The organism is Clostridium perfringens (genome assembly GCF_016027375.1).
GTDB lineage: Bacteria > Bacillota > Clostridia > Clostridiales > Clostridiaceae > Sarcina > Sarcina perfringens.
This window is the reverse complement of record NZ_CP065681.1, coordinates 1,543,148-1,566,471: the sequence shown is the minus strand read 5'-3', so window position 1 is coordinate 1,566,471 and position 23,324 is coordinate 1,543,148. Positions and strand designations below refer to the sequence as shown.

The following is a 23,324-nucleotide window of genomic DNA, read 5'->3' as shown; positions in this document are numbered from 1 at the left end:
TCCTCCTAATCTAATAATGTTTTTGCTTTTGTATAATTAAATACAGGTCCTTCAAGACATACATATGTTTCATTTATTCTACAATGTCCACATTTTCCTACTGCGCATGACATTTTTCTTTCAAATGAAACCCATATCTTCTCTTCTGGAACTCCAAGTTTTAAGAATTCTAAAGCTGTAAAATGCATCATTACAGGAGGTCCAACTATGATAACCTCATAGTTATCTCCAAAACTTTCTAGAGGTAATTTATTTAAATGAACTGTTACAAGTCCAGTTTCCCATCCTTCTTTTGTATCATTATCTAAAGTATAAATAGTATTGAATTTTTCATTCCATCTATCTAAGTCATTTTTAAAAAGTATTCCCTCTGAATTTTTAAATCCAAATACTAGACTTAAAGTTTCAACATAATTTGGTTCATCATAAAATTTATTTATTAAACTTCTAACTGGCGCTACTCCTGTACCTCCAGCTACTATTATTACATTTTTATTTTTAAATTGTTCTACAGGCCAACCTTTTCCATAAGCTCCTCTTAAAGAAATCTTATCTCCTGGCTTTAGTTTAAATATTTCATCAGTAACTTTACCTACTGCTCTTATTGTAAAATCTAAGTATCCAGGTCCAAATCCACTAACAGAAATAGGTGCTTCTCCAACCTTAGGAAGAGATAATTCTAAAAATTGACCATGTTCTGGAACGACATCAGAAGCTATTCTAAAAGTCCATTCTTTGTCAGTTTCCTTAACTATGTCTATTATTTCACATGATTTAGGTGTTAAAATATTTTCCATTTACATCTCCTCCATTATCTCTTTTACTGCTTTTGAAACCTTATTAATAGTAGCTGTAATTGATATATGTTCTGGACATCTATCTGTACATCTTCCACATCCTACACACATATGCTCTTCTCCAAATTGAGCTTTATAATCATGAATTTTATGCATAACTTTATATCTCATTTTATCGCCAGCAGTCTTTCTAAATACATGTCCACCAGCCATTTCATCAAATCCATCTACATGACAAGATGCTTGTATTCTCTTTCTTTCACCTATGTTATGCTTTGAATCATGAACTATATCCCTTGTTGTAAAGCATGTACATGTACTACAAGCTAGAGTACAGCTTCCACATTGAATACATCTTTTATTGTATTCTTCCCACATTTTATGATCCTTTAATTTATTTAAAACTTCAACACTCTCTATTTCTGGCAATTCAACCTTAGCTATATTTTCTTCAATAAACTTAAGTTCAAATTCCTCTTCTTCTTTTCCTTCAAAGTATTTATCAAATTCTTCTTCTTTAACATTAAAAAGTAAATTATCCTCATTAAATCTTACTGCTAAACTATAGTCATCAGTTTTATTGCTATTCATTGTTGTACAGAAACAAGTATCCCATCCCTCTGTACATTCCATGCAAATAAACTTAACTCTATCTCTCATTCTTTTATAGAATGTATCTTCAAAATTTCCATTTTTAAGATATATAGTATCTTGTCTTCTTTGTGCATTTATATCACATGGTCTTGCAAATATAAGCATCTTCTTTTGACTATCCATTTTACTTTCTCTAAACTCATTTTCTATGAAATAATATAAAGTTTGAGAAATTGGAGTTATTACTTCTTTTACTGGATAAGTTGACTTTTCATTATGTACTATTTCTTCCACATTATTTATAACATCGTATTTTATAATGTCTGTGTCTGAGTATCTTCCTTGCTTCTCAAATCTTTTTGGAGCATAAATTATATACTCTTTTTTAAGCTCATTAAATAAATCATTTACTTCTTTTAAATTTAATTTGTATCCCATTCAAACACCTCCAAAATTTAAACCATTCATCTTTTGATAGTTTATTTTTTAACAAACTCCTTACACATTTATAATACTCTATTTTTATAGATAAGTTAAATTCATATTTTTTATTCAAATTATAAGTATTTACTTATATATGTATGAAGTATTTTTCTTAAATTTTCCTTAATAATTAACATTTTCTTGATATTTCTTTTACATTTTATTTACTTTTATGGTATATTGTAATAAATAACTTTTAAAGGGGGACTATATCATGGAAAACCAAAAACAAAATAAATTAGGAGCTGGAATAATAACCATTTCTGTAATACAAATAATTTTTTCAGTTTTTGCTCTTATTGGATCAATCATTTTATTAATACCAAGCTTTCAAGAAAACTTAGCTACAATTACTGGAGCACCATTAGACAAATTAGGTATAGACAATACTAGTATAATCATTGGATTAGTTTCAATAATATTAATTCTTTTAGGAATAATACTAATATTAAGAAAAAAAGCTATTGGCCTATATATATATTTATTAATAACTGCTGCTAATATAATTTATTCAATCATAATGAATGGATTTATGATATCATCATTAATAGGCTCATTAATTTTACCAATATTAATGACATTCTTTGTTTATAGAAAAAAGGAACTTTTCGGATTAAGCAAATAAGAATATTAATAAAAAAAGATGGAAATTAATTTGTAATTTCCATCTTTTTTCTTTATATTTTATGATTAATTTATATATTAACTTTTATAAATTTTATTTATCTATAAATAGCTTTTATAGGATCTAACTTACAAGCATTGTAAGCTGGTATTATTCCAAATACTACTCCTTCTATTATTGAAACTAATGTAGCTCCTACAAAGGTACTCATTGTAAGTATTGGCTTAAATGGTAAAAAGGCTCCAGCTACTTTGGATATTAAGTATCCTAATAATATTCCAATTAATCCACCTATTAAAGTTACTAATACAGCTTCAAATAAGAATTGAAGTAATATGCTCTTAGGCTTTGCCCCAATAGCTCTTCTTATACCAATTTCTCTTTTTCTTTCAGAAACTGAAACATACATTATATTCATAACTCCAATTCCACCTACTAAAAGTGAAATTCCTGTAATAAATGCTATGAATTTTGTTAATCCACCAATTATCTTTTCAAAGGCTTTTGTAACTTCCTCTGGGTCTTGCATCTCATACTTTCCTCCAATATTAGGATGGTTAGCCATTAAATATTTTTCTATATCCTTATATACTTCTTTTTTATCAACACCTGCATTAAGTGATATATCTAAGGAAGTTATTACTTCATTGCTATTCATATTGTCTATAGCTTTCTTTGGAACATAACTTGTATTTCCTCCAAAACTCATAATATCAACATGTGGTAAAATACCTATAACCTCAAAATTCATTCCATTCATAGTTACAGCCTTACCAATACCACTTTCTATTGGATTAAATAGTTCTTTTGCAACATTATTATCTAATACAATTACAGACTTATCCTTATCTCCATCTTCAAACCATCTTCCATATTCAACTTTCTCATTTTTTCCATCATAGGATCCAAGCATAGCAAATTGATTTTTATCAAAATACTGAAGCTGACTACTTGAAAAACTCATTATGCCCATAAAACCTTGAGATGGCTTCACATCTTTAACTCCCTTTATTCCTTTTATTCCATTCATATCTGATTTTGTAAAAGGTTCTAAAAGACTCATATTAGCATCAAAGTTATCTGGTTTAAATGTTATGTTTATCTTATTAGCATTAGTTTCTTGAGAAGATTCTAAAACATAAGCTTTTAATCCATCTCCAACTGAAAGTATTGTAACTACAGAGCTTATGCCAATAATAATACCAATCATTGTTAGAAAAGTTCTTAACTTATGAAACTTTAAACTAGCAATGGCTGTTTTTATTAAATTAATTGCTGACATAATCTTCCCCCTTTGTTATAACCCCATCCTTAACTCTTATTATCTTATTTGCGTATTTAGTTAAGTCTTCGTCATGTGTTACCATGATTATTGTCTTATTATCCTCATTTAATCTTTTTAAAATCTCCATTATTTCTGTACTAGTATTACTATCTAAAGCTCCTGTTGGTTCATCAGCAAAAATAACATAAGGATTATTTATAAGAGCTCTTGCAATAGCTACCCTTTGTTGCTGACCTCCTGATAGCTCTAGAGGAAGTTGATTCTTCTTTTCTGATAAACCTACCATTTCTAAGTATTTATCTATAAGTTCTTCTCTTTTCTTACGAGGCATGCTTTTTTCATTATATAATAATGGAAGTTCAACATTGCTTCCTATGGTCATAGAGTTTATTAAATGGAATTGTTGAAATATAAATCCCATATACTTATTTCTTATGTCAGCTTTCTGATCTTCTTTTAATTTACTAACATCAATATTATTAAACTTATATATTCCATCTTCAAAGCTATCTAATAATCCTAGTAAGTTCATTAGAGTTGTTTTACCACTACCTGATTTCCCCATTATCATGACAAAATCCCCTTGTTCTATTTCCAAATTAACATCCTTTAAAGCATGAAATTTCTCTTTACCTAAGCTATAGTATTTATTTAACTTAATAACCTCTACTATATTACTCAACATTCATCCCCTCTTTCATGTTAGGAGTAGGATTAGAAACTATTTTATCTTCTTCATTTAATCCACTGCTTACTATAACTTCATCTTCACTTCCTTCTTTAGGTGAATATGTTATAACTTGCTTAACAAGCTTTCCATCTACATTTTTAAATACAAATTCTTCATTATCCACACTTAAAATCGCTTCCTTAGGAATTTCTATTGGCTTTTTATCTAAATTAACAGATGCTTGAACATGGAATCCATTAGTTAAATCTTCCTGAGAATCTGGTGTTATCTTAACTTCATAATAAGACATATTTCCACCTGCGCCTCCCTGTGCACCTGTTTGTGCCGCTAAAGAAGCTCCATTATCTATAGGAGTGTTTCCAACAGAGGATATTTTACCATTTATATTTTTATTTGTTGAAAGAATAGTTATCTGAACTTCTTGTCCTTCCTTTATCTTAGGTTGATCTTTTTCATTTACACTTCCACTAATATAATAATCACCTGATTCCACAGTAATATATGGTTGTGTAGGATTTGTACTTGATTCTGCCAAAATTACCTTTCCACCTATAGGCGCAGTTACTTTATAATATTCCTTATCTTTTAATGCTTTTATTTGCTTTTCTAGGAGTTTTATTTGCTCATCTACACTTCCAGTTGATATCTCTCCACCTGCATTTTGTCCTAAATTAGGCATTTGACCTCCTTGAGGCATTTGATTTTCTAATCCTGCTTTCTTTAAATCCTCTAATTGTTTTTTTGCTTCTGCATTTTGTTTATTAATTTCTTCTTTTTGACTTTTAGCAGAATTTAATTGTAATTCTAACTGTTCTACCTGACTTTGAACTTGGTCATTTTTATATATAAATAAAGTATCTCCTTTTTCAACAACATCTCCATTTTCAACTTCTACTTTATCTACAGTACCCTTTGTAGCATCTAAAAATATATTTTCAACTTTTTCTGGTTCTATTTTCCCATTTACAAAAACCTTATCTGTAGAGGGAACAGTGTATATCTCCATAGTTGCCACTGATTCCTTATTCATACTTTGTTTTAAAAAATAACTTCCAACTCCTACCCCTGCAAGTATTACAACTGTTACTATTGCTATTATGTATTTCTTTTTCATGAATATCCTCCCTTACGAATTATTTATCCTAATAATATCATATTTTTAAAAATTATGTATAATTTTTGAATATTCTTAACCTTAAATAAACCTTAAATCCAAATTTTCATATTTTATTAATAAAAAAATAAGATAGCAAAACTATCTTATTCTCCTAAAAGATTTTCTATACATTTTTAGTTAATTAAAGCATAAATTTAATATATTCCTCTAAATTAAATCCTATTTAAATTCCATAAAGCACCTCATTAAGTTCATTTAAATCATACTCTTCTATATCTTCTATCTTTGGCACAGTTGAAATATTATTTACTCCTGTTAATTCTTTGATTATCTTCTTATTATCTCTGTGTATAATATCACTTTTATTAAATTTATTAAGTATTATTCCTTTTACTTTTAGTCCTAATTTTCTTAAATAACTTACTGTTAAAACAGTGTGATTAATAGCACCTAATCCACTATTAGATACTAGTATTATTGGAATGTTAAACTCTTTAATTATATCTTCTAGCATAAGCTTTTTCTCTGAAAACTTATGGGACACACTATTCCTCCACTTCCTTCACAAAGAATAAAGTCATATTTATCTCTAACACTATTATAATCTTTTTTTATCTTTTCCATACTTATAGAAACTTCTTCTACTTCACTTGCTAAATGAGGAGAATATGGATTTTCTAGTATGTAAGAAACCATATTTTCATAGGATTCCTTAAGTCCAGAAATCTCCATAACTTCTTCACAATCTAAAGGTATTAACCCTTTTTTGTCTTTTATAGCTCCACTTAAGACTGCCTTGTAATACCCTGCATTTCTTCCCTCTTCTCTTAACTTTTTTAAAATTAGTCCACTAATAAAAGTTTTACCAATATCAGTGCTAGTTCCTATTATATATACTCCCTTTTTCATAACTAAAAAATCCTCATCCCAATATTCTCTATTAATCTTTTATCGTCTTTTATCTTATTTCCACATGTAGTTAATAAATTCCCTGTTATAGTAGCATTTGCTCCTGCTTTAAAAGCATTTTCACCAAAGTTTTTAAGCAAATACCTTCCTCCTGCTAATCTTATTTTAGCTTCTGGATTTATAAATCTAAAAACAGCTATTGTCCTAAGAATTTCTTCTTCATTTAAAGGAGTCATATGCTGAAGCTTAGTTCCCTTAATAGCACTTAAAATATTTATTGGAATTGATTTTATTTCTAATTCTCTAAGTGTAATAGCTAAATCTATTCTATCTATAATTGTTTCTCCAAGGCCAATTATTCCTCCTGAGCATACTTCTAAACCAGCTTCCTTAGCATTTTTTATAGTCTTTACCCTTTCCTCATAAGAATGAGTTCTGCATATTTTGTCATAATAGTTTCTAGATGTCTCTAAATTATGATGATATCTTTTTACTCCAGCTTTCTTTAATTTTATTAAAGACTCTTTATTTATTATTCCATGGGAAGCACAAAGATTTATTTTAAGCTCTTTATTTAAATTTGAATAATAAGTAATTACTCTCTCAAACTCCTCACCATAAAGTCCTCTTCCTGAAGTAACTATAGAAAATCTATGAACTCCTTCATCTTCATTTTCCTTAGCAACTTTTTTTATCTTTTCATAATCAAGAAGAGGGTATTCACTTATATTAGTCTTATGATACTTAGATTGGGCACAAAAAGTACAATCCTCTCCACACCTTCCACTTTTCCCATTAATTATTGAACATAAATCAATACAATCACCATGAATTTCTTTTCTTATGTTGTTAGCTTCTTTAATCAATTTCTCTAGATTACTATTAAAAAGCCTTAACCCTTCTTCTCTAGTTAATTTTATATTTTTTAAAGACTTATCCTTCATTTTTAAAACAAAATCCATAAAAATCAACTCCGCTCTTTAAATATAATCAAGTCTTTTTAACCTTGGACAAACCTTAGATCCTACTAATGAAATTATAAATGTCAATAATAAATCACTTGGTAAACACGCTATAGCTCCAATGCTCACTGCTGATAATAAGCTCATTGCATCCCCTAGATAAAAATTATAAATTACATACATATATGAAACTCCAAATAAATAGATTACTAAAAGTCCTAAAATTCCAGCTAAAAATAAATTTTTAATATTTATAGTTTTTAGATTTTCTGTTATTTTTCCAATTATATAAGCTCCAAAAATAAAACCAATTAAATATCCAAAGGTAGGTTGAAATACATATGATGGTCCTCCTCCTTGAGTAAATACAGGAATTCCAAGGAGTCCTACTAATACATAGATTATTTGAGCTAAGGCTCCTCTTTTAGCACCAAGTAAAATTGCTCCTAAGGCACAAAAGAAATATTGAAGTGTAAAAGGCACTATTGGTATTGGTATCTTAATGAAAGCTCCAATAGCTGTAAGTGCTGCAAAAATAGGTATCAGTGTTAAATCTCTTGTTTTCATTTTCATAGTTAACTCTCCTTTAATCTTATAAATACTACTTTCAAAATAAATTTATCTTGATTATCAAAGTATATTCCATATAATAACCTTATAATTCATAATTGTCAACTACTTTACAATTTTAGGTTTACAATAAACTTTCATTAGTTTACCCTAAACCCTATTTAAAAATAAAAAAAAGAGAGTTAAATACTCTCTTTTTCAATACTAATTATTTTGTTTGATTTTGTCCTTGTTCATTTTCTTTATTTTGATTATTATCATTTGACTGAGTTTGTGGCTTATCTTGGATACTTTCTTCATTCTTTGATTCATCAGAATTATTTCCTGTTTTTATAACTATATTGCCATTTTCATCGTAAGTTATTCCATCTTTAACTTTTTCACTAGCTGAGCTAAACATATTTACTAGAAAATCCTTAATATCAACTAAAACATTTTTTATACCATTTAATGCTTTTTCTAAAAGACCACTTTCTTCTAATTGTTTTCCTGTGTCTTTTAATATTTGTTGAAGCTTATCATTCATTTGATTTAAGGATTCTTTCATAGCACCATAGTTATAATCTAAATCATTTATTTTAGACATAAATTTTATTGTTTGTTCTTGTTGCCCTTGTGTTAAAAGTATATTATAGTTATTTGTAACATTGTTTACTATCTTACCTATTTCCTCATCATTTTTAGGTTTATCTTTAATTACATCAGTTTTAATATCATTTACTACTACAGCGGCTTCATCTTTTCCTAATGTTTGTCCATCTTTAGTTTTAGCATTACTTAAATTATTAGTTAAAGAAATTTCCTCTCTTGCAGCCTCTTTCTTTGGAAGAGATAACTCCTCTCCTGATGCATCTTCAAATCCTTTTAAAATACCAGCTAAGGCAGCTGTTCCTGTAACCTTAAATGGAGCATCAGCCTTTACATCAGCATTATTTACCCCTGAAGTAAGAAGAGCATTAGCAAGCATACTTCCTGTTACCTCTGTTAAATTGTTAGTAGTTACATTTATTCCACCTTTGTCCTTAACCACCACGTAAGAACTTGATATTGATTGACTGCTAGCAGGTATTGGTTTACTTGTATCTAAACCTAATTGTTCTCTTATATCTTGATTAGTTACATCTATTATTTTAACCTCATTAGCTTTTACTCCAAAAGCATCTAACATTTGTAATCTTTCTGACTTTGTTAAATTAGCTCCTAAAGTTACTACAGCCTCAGTTTTTTCACTTTGTGCAAATACTGGAGTAGCCATTCCAAACATGAATGTACTAACTATTGCTCCACAAAGAACTTTCATAATACTCTTTTTCTTTATCATACTCTATTTGTTGTAAGTAATAGCTAATATACTTTTAACTATTTTCCTATTACTAACAACCTCACCTCCTAAAATAATTATTATGAGAAACTTAAGCTTTAAAGTTAAAACTCTGCTTAATTAATCATCTGTTTTCAAATTATATCATGGCAAATATGACTAAAAATTAAAATTTAATTACGTTAGTATATCTTAAGAAAAAAGTAATTTATATAAATAAAGCCCTAGCACAATATTAATTGTACTAGGACCTTAGCAATTTAGGTAAATTTACTACTTTTTCAAATAGAATTTATACCTAACTTAAAAGTATTTAATTTATAAATTTAATTCTTTAAAAACTTCCATTTTGAGTTGTATTTTTCTTTAAAAAGATTTCAGTACTCTTTAATATATCCTCTGATATAATTCTATTTATTGTGTTTATATCAAAATCTTCATCACAAACTCTAATACTTTGTACTCTTACTAAGCTATCTAAAAATTGCTTAATCATAAGACCATTTTTAAGTGCTAGCTCTCCCATTCTCTTTTGTATATCTCCAATAGCATTTTCTAAAGCAGTTTCAGCTTCTTCATCTAAAGTAAAACCTTTCTTAACTAAAGTGCTTGAAGCTATGTCATATAATTCCCTTTCATTGTAGTTTCCAAAGTCAACCCAAATAGGGAATCTATAATTTAATCCCTCATTAGTTAAAATAAGATCTTTCATCTTGCCTCTTATTCCACCAAGAACAATAACTATTCTATTGCTATTATTATCTATGAATTTTATAAGATCAGATACTATTTCATTGTATCTTTCTTCTCCAAAGAAAGTATTCCATTTGTCTATATATAATATTTTTCCAACATGTTTATTTAATATATCTTCAACTTTCATACCTGAATTAATCATTGCCATAAATTCATATTTATCTATTTGAACTATGTTTTTTGCCTTGATTATCCCCATACTATATAGCATTTCTGAATATATATTTAAAACTGTCTTTTTCCCTGTTCCACTTTCTCCAGTAAAGACCATATTCATATACTTATTTAAATCAACTTGAAAACCAAGTTTCTTTCTCTTTTCTCTGATTTTCATAAGTTTATATTGTCCTCTAAGAAAATCCTTAAGCTCTTCATTTCCAATTAAATTATTTAACTTTTTCTCTAAATCAAAGTGATTATCATATTTTATTGCATTCATAGCCTTTATATCTTTTGTGTTTATAAGGTTCATTTCATAAACACTTATATCACTTTCTGCAATTCTAATACTTTGATTTCTTATAAGTTGCTCAACATAGTTTCTTACCATTCTTCCATTTCCTGATTGAGCATCTGCGTTTTCATATATCTCAACGAAATTCTTTTTAAGCTCTGAATATCCATTTTTAGAAAGTTTAAATCCCTTAGCTTCTACTAATTTTATTGCCATTTCTAAAAGTTCATTAGGATTGTAGTCTTCAAATTTAGTCCAAAGTGGGAATCTTGATCTTAATCCTATATTAACATCAAAGAAATTCTCCATCTCTTCTTCATATCCTGCTAAAATAACTATTACTTCTCTTGAATAGTCTTCTATTAATTTAAGAAGTGTCTCTATAGCTTCTCTACCTATGGAATCATTAGCTAAAGTATAAGCTTCATCAATAAATAAAACTCCACCTAAGGCTTCTTTAAATTTTTCTTCAGTTTTCTTTGAAGTTTCTCCAGGAATATCTGAAACAAAACTTGATCTGTCTGTTTCAACTAATTGTCCAACCTTTAAAAGCCCCATGCTATTTAACATTTCAGCTACTAATCTTGCTATACTAGTCTTTCCTGTTCCAGGGTTACCTGCAAATATCATATTTAAATTTTGCTCTATTTTCGTATTTACTCCAACAGATTTTCTCTTTTCTTGAGCTACTATAAGCTTATATTGGCTTCTTAAAAATTCCTTAACCTCTTCAAGGCCTATTATTTCTTTTAACTTTTCTTCTAAATCAAATTTTGCACTTACCTTAAAGTTAAAATTATCTTTTTCTAGAAGATCAATAGCTCTCTCCTTATTCACTAAATACTTCTTAGATGCATCCATTATTGCATTTTCTACAATATTTCTAACAAATCTTGCATTTCCTAAATCACTTTTCCCAACCATTTGGTTTTTAGTAAATAATTCAATAAGTCCAGCCTTTGCACTTTTAGCTATTCTATATCCCTTTGACTTAGCAATATTAACTGCTATTTCATACATCTCTGAAGGATTATAGTCCTCAAACTTAATTACATTTGGAAATCTAGATTTTAATCCTTGGTTAAAACTTAGGAAAGTTTCCATATCCTTCTCATACCCAGCTAAAATAACAGTTATATTGTCTCTGTTATCTTCTATTCCTTTTAATAAAGCATCTACTATTTCACGACCTGCCTTATCATTTTCATCTGTACATAAGGAATAGGCCTCATCTATAAATAATACTCCACCTAAAGCTGATTCTATTATTTCATTAGTTCTTCTTGCTGTATTACTAATTCCTTCTCCTATAAAATCTGCTTTACTAACCTCTTTAAATATATTTTCTTTTATCATACCTAAGGCATATAAATACTCAAAGGTTATTCTTGCTGCATTAGTTTTACCAGTACCAGCATTTCCAGCAAATATCATATTTAATGAGATTTGTGTAGTCTTTAATCCAAGTTTCTCTCTTATTTTTTGAACCTTAAAGTTATTTTCAATCTTATCTATAAACTCCTTAAGCTCTTTCATACCAATTATAGATTCTAATTTATATCTAACCTCTTCTAAGGTTGGATTGCTATACTTGCTTAAATCATAAACCTCATCATTTGATTTACAAAAGATTTCATCATCTTCTACATATATAAGTAATCTACTATTTGCTTCAATAGCTTCTTTTCTAATTATATTGATTATAGGCTTACAAATCTTATATGATATGTATTGATCTAGGCTTAAACTTCCTTTTTCCCTAAAGTTATCTTCTATATAAGTACAAACCCCTGATTTTTCTTCTACATCTGGATTTTCATCTACTCCTATTATTATGTCAATATCAAAAAGCTCCTTAACCTTATTTATTTCTTTTAATAGCTTTTTCTTTATTACTTTGTTTTTATCCTTTTCGCTTAAGGCTTTTCTATATAAGGTCTTGTCTTTATTTATTAGGAATTCATTATCTATTATTTCAAGTTCTTCACCTTTATCCTTGTTATAAAGGAATATGAAGAATTTATTATTACAAATAATTTTATTTACAATATCCTCATCAATTTCTTCAGCTTCAACTAAAAATTTATTTTTTATTACATAATTATCTTTTAGCATTATACAAGAATTAGGGCTTATTCCTGAAAGAACATTTAATATATCTTCACTTGCTTTATCTGTATTTTTAAATACTAAACATTGAGAGTCATTATTTAATTTTTCATATAAATCTGTTAAAAAGGCATTGTACCCTAAATTAAACTTATATGCAGCTAAATCAATCTCATCAATTTTACTATTCTTAACAAACTTATAATAATTAAGTTCTTCGAAAAAGTATTTTAGTACACTATTTTTAAATATGTCTCTTTCCTCTACTATAAGCAATATACCTTTGCTATCTTCCTCTATTTTATCTTTAAAGTAATCACATAACTCCTTATTGAAAGTTTTTTGTCCTATAAATTCTTCATTTAGCTTTTTTTCTATTTTAAAAAATCCATTTTCTATAATCTCTTTATTCACCATATCTTTTCGCTCCACAAAAATATTTTTTTGAAGCATCCTCCTTTTTCTTTAATGTTTATTCTCTTTAAATACAACCTTTCTCTTTTGATTTTTATTTATTATATATTTTCAATCTCTATAAAGGTTTCATTATATGTTATTTGTCCACCCATATCAGAGATTCCTGATTCAGTTAAAAAGTTTGGATTCCCATGTTTTTTCCACCAACCAACATACATTAAAGCCACATAATCTTGAACCCCATTATCCAAGGAACAAATTGCTGTAATCTCTCCAGTCCTTGATTTTAATTTAACCTTTTCTCCGCAAATTAAGGAAAACTTTCTTATCATATTCTCATTTAAATATACTTTTGCCTTTTCATCTACATCTATATAATGCTGACTTGATAATGAATCTTTAGAATGATTAGTAAGCAATCTAAAACAGTTTTCTTTTATTCTAGGACTTAAGTATGTTGGTGTTAAGCTTCCGCACTCTTTTAAAGCTCTTTTAGATGCAAGTTCAAATTTGCCAGAAGGTGTTTTAAACTTTTTATTTTCCCAAGCTACATCATCATAAACTGTAAAAGGATTATTTTTTAAATAATCTAAGGTTATATCTTTATTATATCTCATTAAAGGTTCAATAACCTTACTTAAATAATCTTTTTTAGATAGGCTTGGATATCCTTTTAAATTCATTCTTTTAGCTAACTCTCTAAAAAAGTAGTATTCATCCATAAGTTTTTCTCTAGGTTCTATTATCTTTTCATTATATATTAAATATGGATTAGTCATTGAACTAAAAACCATATCCTCGCTTTCTAAGGTATTGGTACAAGGAATGAATAAATCACACTTTGAAGCAGTATCTGTCATAAACATATCAAAACAAACTTTAAACTCAACTTTGTCTATACTATTATTTAATCTATTTAAGTTTGGAAGTTGATTCATAAGATTGCTATTAGCTATTACCATTATTTTTATTGGTGCATTAGAATCTTCTACACTTAAAGAATATTTTTTAGGTTCTTCTATAAACTCATTTATATTAGAGACATAAAATTCTCTATTTTCTCCAATTTCTCCACTTTTAAATGGATCTAAATCTAAAATTCTACTTAATACCTTATTGGCGTAATTTACTCCACCGCCTTTAACTCCAATTTGACCAGTTAAAGCACCTAAGGCATCAATAGCTCTTATGGTATTTCCACCATTCTTATATTTTTGCATTCCATATCCTAAATATATGCTAGAATTTTTTTCACAATAGTATTTAGTTAGCTTTTCTATATCCTCTATTTCTATTCCACATTCATAACTTAAATAATCCAAATCAAAATTCTCTAAATGATCTTTATATTCTTGAAATCCTAAAACATATTTATTTATAAAATCCTCATCTTGAAGACCTTTAGAAATTATTATTTTTGCCATGGCCATAGCTAAAGCTCCATCTGTCCCTGGTTTAATTTTTACATGAATGTCTCCAAGCTTTGCACTTTGAGTATTTATTGGATCTATAACTATTATTCTGCTCCCGTTTTTCTTTGCATTATTTAAAATTGCCATAGTATGTATGGTTGTATTTGCAGGATTTTTACCCCATAAAAATATGTTTTTACTATTTATCATATCCTCTAAGGAATTTGATACAGAATCTCCAAAATCATATTTTTGAGCTCTTATTCCAGCACTCCAGCAAGGGCCTCCTGTAGCTTTACTTACACCACCATAAAAATTAAAGAATATATCCTCTATTCCCTTTAGTACTCCTCCACTTCCATATTGGCTATAATATAATATTGACTTAGAAGAATACTTCTCTTTTGTAGATTCAAGTTTCTCTTTCATTATTTCTAAGGCATCTTCAAAGGAAATCTCTTTCCATACTCCATTATTCTTTAAAAGAGGAGTGTATATTCTATCTTTATGATTCAATCTTTTTAAGTGAGCTATTCCTTTTTTACATATGAGTCCCTTTGTAAATGGATGATCTTTGTCACCTTCTATTTTTAGAATTTCACTTCCTTCTTTATAAACATTAAATTTACAACAATCAAAACAATCTAATGTACACCCATGACTTAATACTTCCATAATAACTCCCCCTTCTCTTTAAATGACATACATAATAAAATTCATCTATTTCTAATTTAGTCTAATTTTATATGAATGTTCCTTCTTTAACAACCATAAAATCAAAAATTACTATTACAAAATAAAAATAATTAGAAGTATACTATGACCTTTTTTACTCTCTTTTAATTTAAATTTAACTATAAAAAAACAGATTTTTTATGAATTAAATTTAGAATAATATTCATATTTTCTAAAAAATCTAAATTATCTGACAACAAAATTTCAAGTTTTTTATTAAATTTAGTGAAAAATTATGATAAATTTCTATTTTTAAAAGTAAATTATTCGTATATAATATAAATGACGATATCTTTAGTATTTACGATTGTAAAATATTTTAAATAAGCATTAAAAAAGGAGATAGACGAATGAACGAACAAAATCATGGATTAGGTATTATAGCTTTAGAAAGTTGCACAGAACTTGGTAATGCTATAGACAAGCTTATACAAGAGAAAAGAAATTGTGAGGAATCTTTTTTAATAAAAACTGATGAGATAAGATTCTCTAACGGTGAAGGAAAAGTAAAAATACCTCAATCTGTAAGAGGAAGAGATATATACATTCTTTGTGATATAGGTAACTATAGTTGTACATATAAAATGTTTGGTTTTGAAAATCATAAGGGACCAGATGAACATTTCCAAGACATAAAAAGAACAGTTTCTGCTATAAGAGGAAAAGCTAGAAGAATAACTGTAATAATGCCTCTTTTATATGAATCAAGACAACATAGACGTAAAGGAAGAGAATCTCTAGATTGTGCTTTAGCACTTCAAGAACTAGAAAGATTAGGCGTTGATGAAGTTTTAACTTTTGACGTTCACGACCCTAACGTTCAAAATGCTATCCCACTAATGTCCTTTGAAAACTTCTACCCAACTTATGATATAGTTAAATCTTTAATTCACAATGAAAAAGATTTAGAGCTTGATAAGGAAAAATTACTTGTAATAAGTCCTGATACTGGTGCTATGGATAGAGCAATCTACTATTCAAGCGTACTAGGTGTTGATGTTGGTTTATTCTACAAAAGAAGAGACCATTCACGTATAGTTAATGGTAAAAACCCAATAGTTAAACATGAATACATGGGAAGAGACGTTGATGGAAAAGATGTCTTAATCGTTGATGATATGATAGCTTCTGGAGAATCTGTACTTGATATTGCTAAAGAACTTAAAGGAAGAAATGCTAGAAATGTATATGTTGCTACTACTTTCTCATTCTTTACTGAAGGTTTAGAAAAATTCAACAAATTCTTCAATGATGGAATAATTAAGAGCGTTTACTCAACAAATTTAACTTATATCCCTGAGGAATTAAAGGCTGCTCCTTGGTTTAAAGCTGTTGATTTATCTGATTTTATCGCAAGAATAATAAACAGATTAAACTATGATAAGTCTGTAGCATCATATATGGACGCTACTCACATAATTCAAAGATTATTAGACGAAAAATAATATGCTTAATTTAAAAGTGCTCTGCATTTTTTTGCAGAGCACTTTTTTAGTCTATTCAAATAAAAATTCTAAAACACCTTTTGCTTCCTTATGATTAAATGCATTATTATAAATATCATCTAGCTTATTTTTTACTTCTTCTCCTTTTAATAAAAAAGCCGTTCCCTTTGCCACTTGATTTTTGTAATTTAAAGCGATCTTTTTAATTTCTTCTTTGTGAATTTTATCAACATCTCCATCAATATATGTTGTATAAACATCTATTATTTCATCATCTTCCCTACTTGGGAAATATTCATGGGGAGCTGTGCTATCAAAAATTGCAAAGTTTAGCTCTCTACTTATAACCATATCCTTACTATCTGGATCAAAGCCACAATTATAAACTTCCACATCATACCCTAATTCCATTACTGCCTTAGCTATTTTCTTTAGCATAGTTGACTTTCCTGTTCCAGCTCTTCCTTTTAAAAAGTATCTTTTTACCCCTTCAGTTATGCTAGGAACAGAATCCTTAGGGCCACTTGGTGTTGCTCCACCTAAATATCTTTCAACACACTTACCCTTTGACTCTTTCTTAACTGCACCATCAGTTAGTAAAGAAATAACATGCTCAGTAAATTTATTTGCCTTTTCAATATTTAAGTAAGGGAAATAAATATCTTCCCAATAATCATGTATCTTTAAAGCCTTTTCGTATTCTTTATGGGCATTTTCCATACACTCTTTAAATTGTTCCTTTAAAAATTTTATAGTCTCTTCATTTTTTTCTATTTCATCTTTGTCTAAAAATACATCTAAATCTATGACTTCAATATTATCAATAGCTAAATTCATAAATCCATGAAGAGGTGTTCCATTTATTACTGCAATTTCTTTTTCTCTTAGTATTACCCCTTCCATTTCATTATTATCTATAGTGCTAACTATTCCTTCTAAACTTAAAGTATCACTATATTCATCTATAAGTTCCTTTATAATGGCAGTTTTAAATATATTGCTACCTCCATTTAGTGAATAAATTTTCTTGACTCCTTGAAATATAGAATTATAAAGTGGTCTAAATCCTTTTGCTGTATTTCCTGCTCCATAATAATAAACTACATTTTTCATTTTCTTCTCCTTAATATCAATATATAGCTCTTAACTTATTATATTTTTAAATTTGTAAATAAGTTACAGCAAAGAAGAGAGCTGATCTTATTTTTATAAAATCAACTCTCTTCTTTATATTAAACAATCTTTTCTTAAATCCTTCTTCTATATTTAATTAAGTATTAATATTTTTTAATTTAATGTATGTTTATTACTAATAATTTATCTTTACTTTGTTTTATTGTCAGTATTTTGTGAACTATTAGTTGTATCTGAAGAATTATTTTCACCTACAGGTGTATTTTTTATTACTTTAAATGCATACCCATGTTCTTTATAGAATTTAATTATTGCAGGTAATGCTTGTACAGTTTCTTTCTTAGCTGCTGCATCATGCATTAATAAAATTACATGATTTAAAGTATTAATATTTTTAGCTGAGTTTTCAACATATTGCTCTACTGTATAATGTCTTCCAGTTGCATCACCAGTTTCTGCATCCCAATCTATACTAACTATATTATCCTTTGCAAAAGCCTCATCTAAAGCTTTTAAGTTAGGATCTCTATAATATCTTCTAGACATATATCCACCTGGCATTCTAATTACTCTAGCATTAAAGTTTTTTCCTAATACGCTTTTCATTATTTCATTAGTTTCATTTAATTCGCTCATAAATTTATTTACATCAACTGAATTTCCTGGATACAATGTTTTATAATTATGTGAAAAACTATGACCAGCTACTGCATTTCCTTGATCAATTTCTTGTTTTAATAACTCTTGATTTTCTTTATTATCCTTTAAGGCAGATCCTATATCAAAAAATGTAGCATGTACATCTTCTTCCTTTAAAATCTTTAATATTTCCCTTGTATTTTCACTTGGACCATCATCAAAAGTTAAAAATATTTCTTTATCATTATTTGAAGCTTTTCCTTCAAGCATTTTTTCAACTTCATCTGCACTAACTGCATAGGAATCTGCAGCATAAATTATATTACCATTTGGCATTATGTCTGTTGGTTTTGGTTTTTCCTCTTCTTTTTTAGTTTCCTCTTCCTTAGCTGATGCTAAAGCCTCCTTATTAGCTTTATTGCTAACTAGTGATTTAATTCCAAAACCTACTCCTGCAATTACTACAATACCAGCTACAGCAACTGCTATTCTTCTTTTTAAATACTTATTATGTTTTCCATTTCTTACTTTGTTACTCACAAAATTCATCTCCATGTCTATATAAATTAAATTATTAACCTCTCATTAATTATAATAAAACTTTACAAAAATATTTTTGTTACAAATTGTTTAAATTTAATTCATATTAAATTAAATAAGAAAAATAGAGCTATATGAAAATTTCATAATCAGCTCTATTTTAAACAAGTATCTGTATTAAAAGTTATTTTATTGCAACCTATAAACTTTATAATTCTATTTAATCACTTAATTTTTTAAGAACACATGCTGACTTTCTTATTATATCATAAAAATCTCTAGCTTCATCCTTTATTTCTTTTCCTGAAAATTTATTATTAACCATAACTCCCCAAAGACCCTTAGGAAGGTTTATTTTAACTTCATTATTATTACTATTAAAAACTACTATGAATTCATTATTATGATCTTTTAATCTATAAGCAACTATACCCTTTTTCTTTATTCCTAACTCACTCTCTATAAATGAAATTTTTTCTCTTATTTCTTTGTTACTTTCTAACCTAAATAAAGGATATTCCTTTCTTAATTCAATTAATCCCTTATAGTATTTAAATAAATCCATATACTTTACTTTTCTAGTCCAATCAATCTTGTTTACAAAGTCATTAGAATTATAACTATTTTCAATAAATTCTCCTTTTTCATTAGTCTTAGTTCTTAAAAACTCCTCTCCTGAATGAATAAAGGGTATTCCTTGAGATGTTAAGAAAATAGCAGCACTTAACTTATTCATTTCTATTATCTCTTCTTCAGAAGCATTTTCACATACAATTTTAAGCTTATCGTGTAATGTATTGTTATCATGGGCTGAGCAATAATTTACTGTCTGATAAGGTTCATTTGCCCAAGGAGAATCTGAATAATTTACTTTATTATAATCTACTCCTTCATGATAAGTAGAAGCTACTATTCCAAACTTTATACTCTCTTCAAAGTCTTCTCCTCCATTTACGAAGCCTCCTTCTTTAAGATGTGCTACATGTCCTTTTATCCCATCTCTCATATCATCACTAAAAGCTGCTATTTGTAATTTATCAAATTTACCTATATTACATTTAAAACAAGCTTCTTCTTTAGGCAGTGGAGAGTCTCCTCCATTCCATCCTTCTCCATATATTAATATTGAAGGATCTATTTTATTTAATTCTTCTCTTATTTCCTTTAAGGTTTCAATATCATGTAATGCCATTAAATCAAATCTAAATCCATCTATGTGATATTCTTTTGCCCAATACTTTAATGAATCAACCATATATTTTCTTACCATAAGTCTTTCTGATGCTAATTCATTACCACATCCAGAACCATTAGAAAAATTCCCAAAGTCATCTTGTCTATGATAATATCCTGGGTAAGATAAATTTAAATTAGAGTTTTCTCCTGAATAAGTGTGATTATACACAACATCCATTATAACTCTTATTCCTGCTCTATGAAGTTTAAGTACCATTTCCTTAAACTCTTTAATTCTAACTTCACCTTTATATGGATTTTTAGAATATGATCCTTCTGGTACATTATAATTTACAGGGTCATATCCCCAATTATACTGCTCTTCATCTAATCTCTCCTCATCAACTGTTCCAAAATCAAAGGAAGGTAAAAGATGTACATGGGTTATTCCTAATTCCTTTAAATGATCTAAGGTTGTTTTTACTTCTGTACCAGGAACTTTTGTATTTTCTTCAATTATTCCTAAAAACTTTCCTCTATTTTCTAAAGAAACCCCTGAACTCTTATCAATCGAAAAATCTCTTATATGCATTTCATATAAAATTGAATCTAAGGGATTTTCAAGTGATGGTTTCTTTTCATTTTCCCATCCCTTAGGATTAGTTTTCTTCAAGTCAATAACCATAGCTCTATACCCATTAACTCCTAAGGCTTTGCAGTAAGGATCAACAAAATCATGCTCAAAATCTTCTCCTACAATATGGTACTTATAATAAACTCCATTTAAATCTCCCTTTTTTACTATTTCCCAAAGTCCATTACTTTTTTTATGAAGCAAATCTCTTTCTATTAAACTCTCTGTATTCCCATCTCTGTAAAGTAATAATTCTAAACTCTTAGCTTCTGGTGACCATACCCTAAAAATAGTCTCTTCTTTATTATAAATAGCTCCAAGTTCTCCATCATAATAATACTTATCATTAAACTCTTTAGAATTAAAATTTCTTCTCATAAAATCCTCTCCCCCATTTCGGTAACGTTTCCAACTAACTGTATATAAATTACAACTAACTTAATTATATTAAAGTAGTAATTAAATTTCAACTTAAAGTTAATTATTAGTTCTTATTTGAATCCATAAAAAATAATCTAATAATATATTCTTAATATACATGAGGTAATAATTCATGAAATGCTTTAATTATATTTTAGATCTACCTGATAGCTTTTTTAAGATTATAATAACCATATTAATATCCTTAATTCTAATTTTAGGTTTCTTCTTAAACAATATATTCATAGCTGTTGTTGATGGCTCTTCAATGGAAGATACTATTCATCACGGTGATGTATTAATTATAAATAAAAAATCCTATTCCACTTCTTCTCCTAAAAGGTATGATATAGTAAATATTTATGCCCCTTGTAAATATGATAATTTTCTAGTTAAAAGAATCATAGGTCTTCCTGGTGATACAATTGAAATAAATAATTCTGAAGTATATGTAAATGGTGATAAAATTTATGAATCATATATAAAAGAAGAAATGAATCTTCCTTATTATTTAAAATTAAAAATACCTAAAGATAAATTCTTTGTTATGGGTGATAATAGGAATATAAGTTTAGATTCTAGATATTTTGGACTAGTAAAAAGTACTGATATTCAAGGTAAGGCAATATTTAAATATTGCTATAAGAATCATAAATTTAAACTCTTTTAATTTAAATTAAACAAACTAGAGAGAATAAAATATCACTCTAGTTTGTCATAAATTTTTAATTTAATTCTTTTTTAATTCCCTCTTTAACCTCTTTAACTTTCCATGATTCTTTATCTACTAAATACTGACATATAAATGCAGGCTCTGGCTTTCCTTCTGGATAATAGTATTTATTTACTATAAAACCGTAACTTCCATCACCTAAATCATATACTTCATCAGATTTTAACTCCAAATATTGATCTTTTTTTACTACACCAAGATTTTTTACAGTTTCTAAAGCTTTATTTGCTAATTCTTTATTATTTTTTTCAGAGAAATCAGTTTTTTCTTCTTTATTATTATCTTCTTTAACTATTTCCTTTTTATCAAGCTTTTCATCTAAATTCTTTAATTTAGAATTTCCACTTGCAATTAGTTCCTTAACATTTTCTCCTAAATAAGAAATATTTTTAAGAGATTTATTTAACAAATCCCTTGCTTCTGATATCTTACCTTCACTCTCTAAATCATTAACCTTTTCCATACTTGAGTAAAAGTCATCTAGTACACTCTTATCTTTACTTATTTCTTCTTTTAAACTAGTAATATCTTCTTTCATTAATTCTTTATTTTTATTTTCTTCTACTTTCTTTAAACTATCTAAAGCCACATCTAACTTAAACTCATTATATGCTTTATTAGATATTACATAATTATATGTTAAATCATATAAGCTTTCAGCTTCTTCTTTATCCTTTGAATCCTCTTCACTGGCCGCTTTAAAAATTGCTGTAGCTTCTTCATAATTTCCTTGTTTTATGGCAGCTTTACCTTGTTCTACTAAACTTTTATTTCCACACCCAACCAAAAAACTTAAACTAAATGCTAAACCTACAGCTACAACTATTTTTTTTATCATATTTTCACTTCTCTCCCCTATTTACCATTAATAAAATATACTCTTTACAAATAAAGGGCATGTATCAAAATAAGTTTTATTTGTTATATTTGATACAGCCCCTTTTAATTATTTTCTATATTTTACATATGCTCTTAAAACATCACTAAACTTCTCATTTTTTAATGTATCAATTACAACCCCAATAACTTCATAACTTGAAGTTTTTCCATTATCTTTTCTTATTGATTTTAGTGTTTCCTCAACATCTTTTGCAATTATATTTATATCTGATTTATTAAGTGTAAAATTTAAATCACTTGCTGCATTAGATAAGCTTGTTGATAATTTTTCAATTTTAAATTCTTCAATTCTTCCATCTTTTTTTATTATGTTCATAAATATCCTCCTGTTAAATTAGTATAATTTAGTAATTCTTAAATTAAGTATAACATTTACATTTTATTCTTAAAAGATAAATTTATGCTAAGAGCTAATAAATAAAAGGCTATTCTTAAAATTTTAAAATTATATGTTATGAATTTAATT

The 23,324-nt window shown here is 27.6% G+C and carries 18 protein-coding genes and 1 pseudogene; 3 read left to right on the top strand and 16 right to left on the bottom strand.

Going from position 1 to position 23,324, the window contains the following annotated elements:
• Positions 1–5: 5 nt before the first annotated feature.
• Both asrB and asrA read right to left on the bottom strand, forming a co-directional pair.
• Positions 6–797 (bottom strand): anaerobic sulfite reductase subunit AsrB, encoded by a 792-nt coding sequence (gene asrB / locus I6G60_RS07670; protein WP_003449793.1) that lies wholly within the window; start codon positions 795–797, stop codon positions 6–8.
• Complete coding sequence (asrA, locus tag I6G60_RS07665) at positions 798–1,829, bottom strand: anaerobic sulfite reductase subunit AsrA (RefSeq protein WP_110034685.1); 1,032 nt, start codon at positions 1,827–1,829, stop codon at positions 798–800.
• Positions 1,830–2,088: 259 nt separating this feature from the next.
• Here asrA and I6G60_RS07660 point away from each other — a divergent pair, with 259 nt between their 5' ends.
• On the top strand, positions 2,089–2,499 hold the full coding sequence (locus I6G60_RS07660; RefSeq protein WP_110034684.1) for a hypothetical protein: 411 nt from the start codon (positions 2,089–2,091) through the stop codon (positions 2,497–2,499).
• A gap of 97 nt (positions 2,500–2,596) precedes the next feature.
• Here the strand turns inward: I6G60_RS07660 and I6G60_RS07655 are convergent, their stop codons facing one another.
• The 9 genes and pseudogenes from I6G60_RS07655 to I6G60_RS07615 form a co-directional block, all read right to left on the bottom strand.
• Positions 2,597–3,781 carry an ABC transporter permease gene (locus I6G60_RS07655; RefSeq protein ID WP_110034683.1) on the bottom strand — a complete coding sequence of 395 codons (1,185 nt, stop codon included), beginning with the start codon at positions 3,779–3,781 and terminating at the stop codon, positions 2,597–2,599.
• Entirely contained in the window at positions 3,768–4,469 is a 702-nt protein-coding gene (locus I6G60_RS07650) for an ABC transporter ATP-binding protein (protein ID WP_110034682.1), read from the bottom strand. Before I6G60_RS07650 ends, I6G60_RS07655 begins: the two co-directional genes overlap by 14 nt.
• Positions 4,459–5,589, bottom strand: a complete 1,131-nt coding sequence (locus I6G60_RS07645) for an efflux RND transporter periplasmic adaptor subunit (RefSeq protein WP_110034681.1) — start codon at positions 5,587–5,589, stop codon at positions 4,459–4,461. Before I6G60_RS07645 ends, I6G60_RS07650 begins: the two co-directional genes overlap by 11 nt.
• Before the next feature lie 226 nt (positions 5,590–5,815).
• Positions 5,816–6,501, bottom strand: a pseudogene (gene bioD / locus I6G60_RS15435) (dethiobiotin synthase).
• A 2-nt stretch (positions 6,502–6,503) separates the two neighbouring features.
• Positions 6,504–7,463: a biotin synthase BioB gene (gene bioB / locus I6G60_RS07635; RefSeq protein WP_110034680.1), complete on the bottom strand. Its 960-nt coding sequence runs from the start codon at positions 7,461–7,463 to the stop codon at positions 6,504–6,506.
• 18 nt (positions 7,464–7,481) lie between these two features.
• Positions 7,482–8,036 carry a biotin transporter BioY gene (locus I6G60_RS07630; protein ID WP_025648299.1) on the bottom strand — a complete coding sequence of 185 codons (555 nt, stop codon included), beginning with the start codon at positions 8,034–8,036 and terminating at the stop codon, positions 7,482–7,484.
• A gap of 205 nt (positions 8,037–8,241) precedes the next feature.
• Positions 8,242–9,333 carry a DUF1002 domain-containing protein gene (locus I6G60_RS07625; RefSeq protein ID WP_110034679.1) on the bottom strand — a complete coding sequence of 364 codons (1,092 nt, stop codon included), beginning with the start codon at positions 9,331–9,333 and terminating at the stop codon, positions 8,242–8,244.
• Between the two features lie 355 nt (positions 9,334–9,688).
• Positions 9,689–13,090, bottom strand: coding sequence for an AAA family ATPase (locus tag I6G60_RS07620; RefSeq protein WP_111744352.1), 3,402 nt, complete (start codon positions 13,088–13,090; stop codon positions 9,689–9,691).
• 98 nt (positions 13,091–13,188) lie between these two features.
• A complete protein-coding gene (locus tag I6G60_RS07615; protein WP_111744250.1) occupies positions 13,189–15,177 on the bottom strand; it encodes a molybdopterin-dependent oxidoreductase in 1,989 nt (662 codons plus the stop codon).
• Positions 15,178–15,587: 410 nt separating this feature from the next.
• Between I6G60_RS07615 and I6G60_RS07610 the strand changes: the two genes are divergently transcribed.
• A complete protein-coding gene (locus I6G60_RS07610; protein WP_003455967.1) occupies positions 15,588–16,682 on the top strand; it encodes a ribose-phosphate pyrophosphokinase in 1,095 nt (364 codons plus the stop codon).
• Positions 16,683–16,733: 51 nt separating this feature from the next.
• Here I6G60_RS07610 and I6G60_RS07605 read toward each other — a convergent pair whose 3' ends face one another.
• The 3 genes from I6G60_RS07605 to pulA all read right to left on the bottom strand — a co-directional run bounded on the left by I6G60_RS07605 (position 16,734) and on the right by pulA (position 21,183).
• Positions 16,734–17,795 carry a PRK06851 family protein gene (locus I6G60_RS07605; RefSeq protein WP_003468071.1) on the bottom strand — a complete coding sequence of 354 codons (1,062 nt, stop codon included), beginning with the start codon at positions 17,793–17,795 and terminating at the stop codon, positions 16,734–16,736.
• Between the two features lie 210 nt (positions 17,796–18,005).
• Positions 18,006–18,995, bottom strand: coding sequence for a polysaccharide deacetylase family protein (locus I6G60_RS07600; RefSeq protein ID WP_003449530.1), 990 nt, complete (start codon positions 18,993–18,995; stop codon positions 18,006–18,008).
• Positions 18,996–19,215: 220 nt separating this feature from the next.
• Positions 19,216–21,183: a type I pullulanase gene (gene pulA / locus I6G60_RS07595; protein WP_003456086.1), complete on the bottom strand. Its 1,968-nt coding sequence runs from the start codon at positions 21,181–21,183 to the stop codon at positions 19,216–19,218.
• 175 nt (positions 21,184–21,358) lie between these two features.
• Between pulA and lepB the strand changes: the two genes are divergently transcribed.
• A complete protein-coding gene (lepB, locus tag I6G60_RS07590; protein ID WP_003456000.1) occupies positions 21,359–21,895 on the top strand; it encodes a signal peptidase I in 537 nt (178 codons plus the stop codon).
• 55 nt (positions 21,896–21,950) lie between these two features.
• Here lepB and I6G60_RS07585 read toward each other — a convergent pair whose 3' ends face one another.
• Positions 21,951–22,796, bottom strand: a complete 846-nt coding sequence (locus I6G60_RS07585; RefSeq protein ID WP_003455868.1) for an outer membrane protein assembly factor BamD — start codon at positions 22,794–22,796, stop codon at positions 21,951–21,953.
• A gap of 108 nt (positions 22,797–22,904) precedes the next feature.
• The gene (locus I6G60_RS07580) at positions 22,905–23,174 is read right to left on the bottom strand and encodes an ATP cone domain-containing protein (RefSeq protein WP_003456037.1); all 270 of its coding nucleotides are present in this window, start codon (positions 23,172–23,174) and stop codon (positions 22,905–22,907) included.
• Positions 23,175–23,324 lie beyond the last annotated feature (150 nt).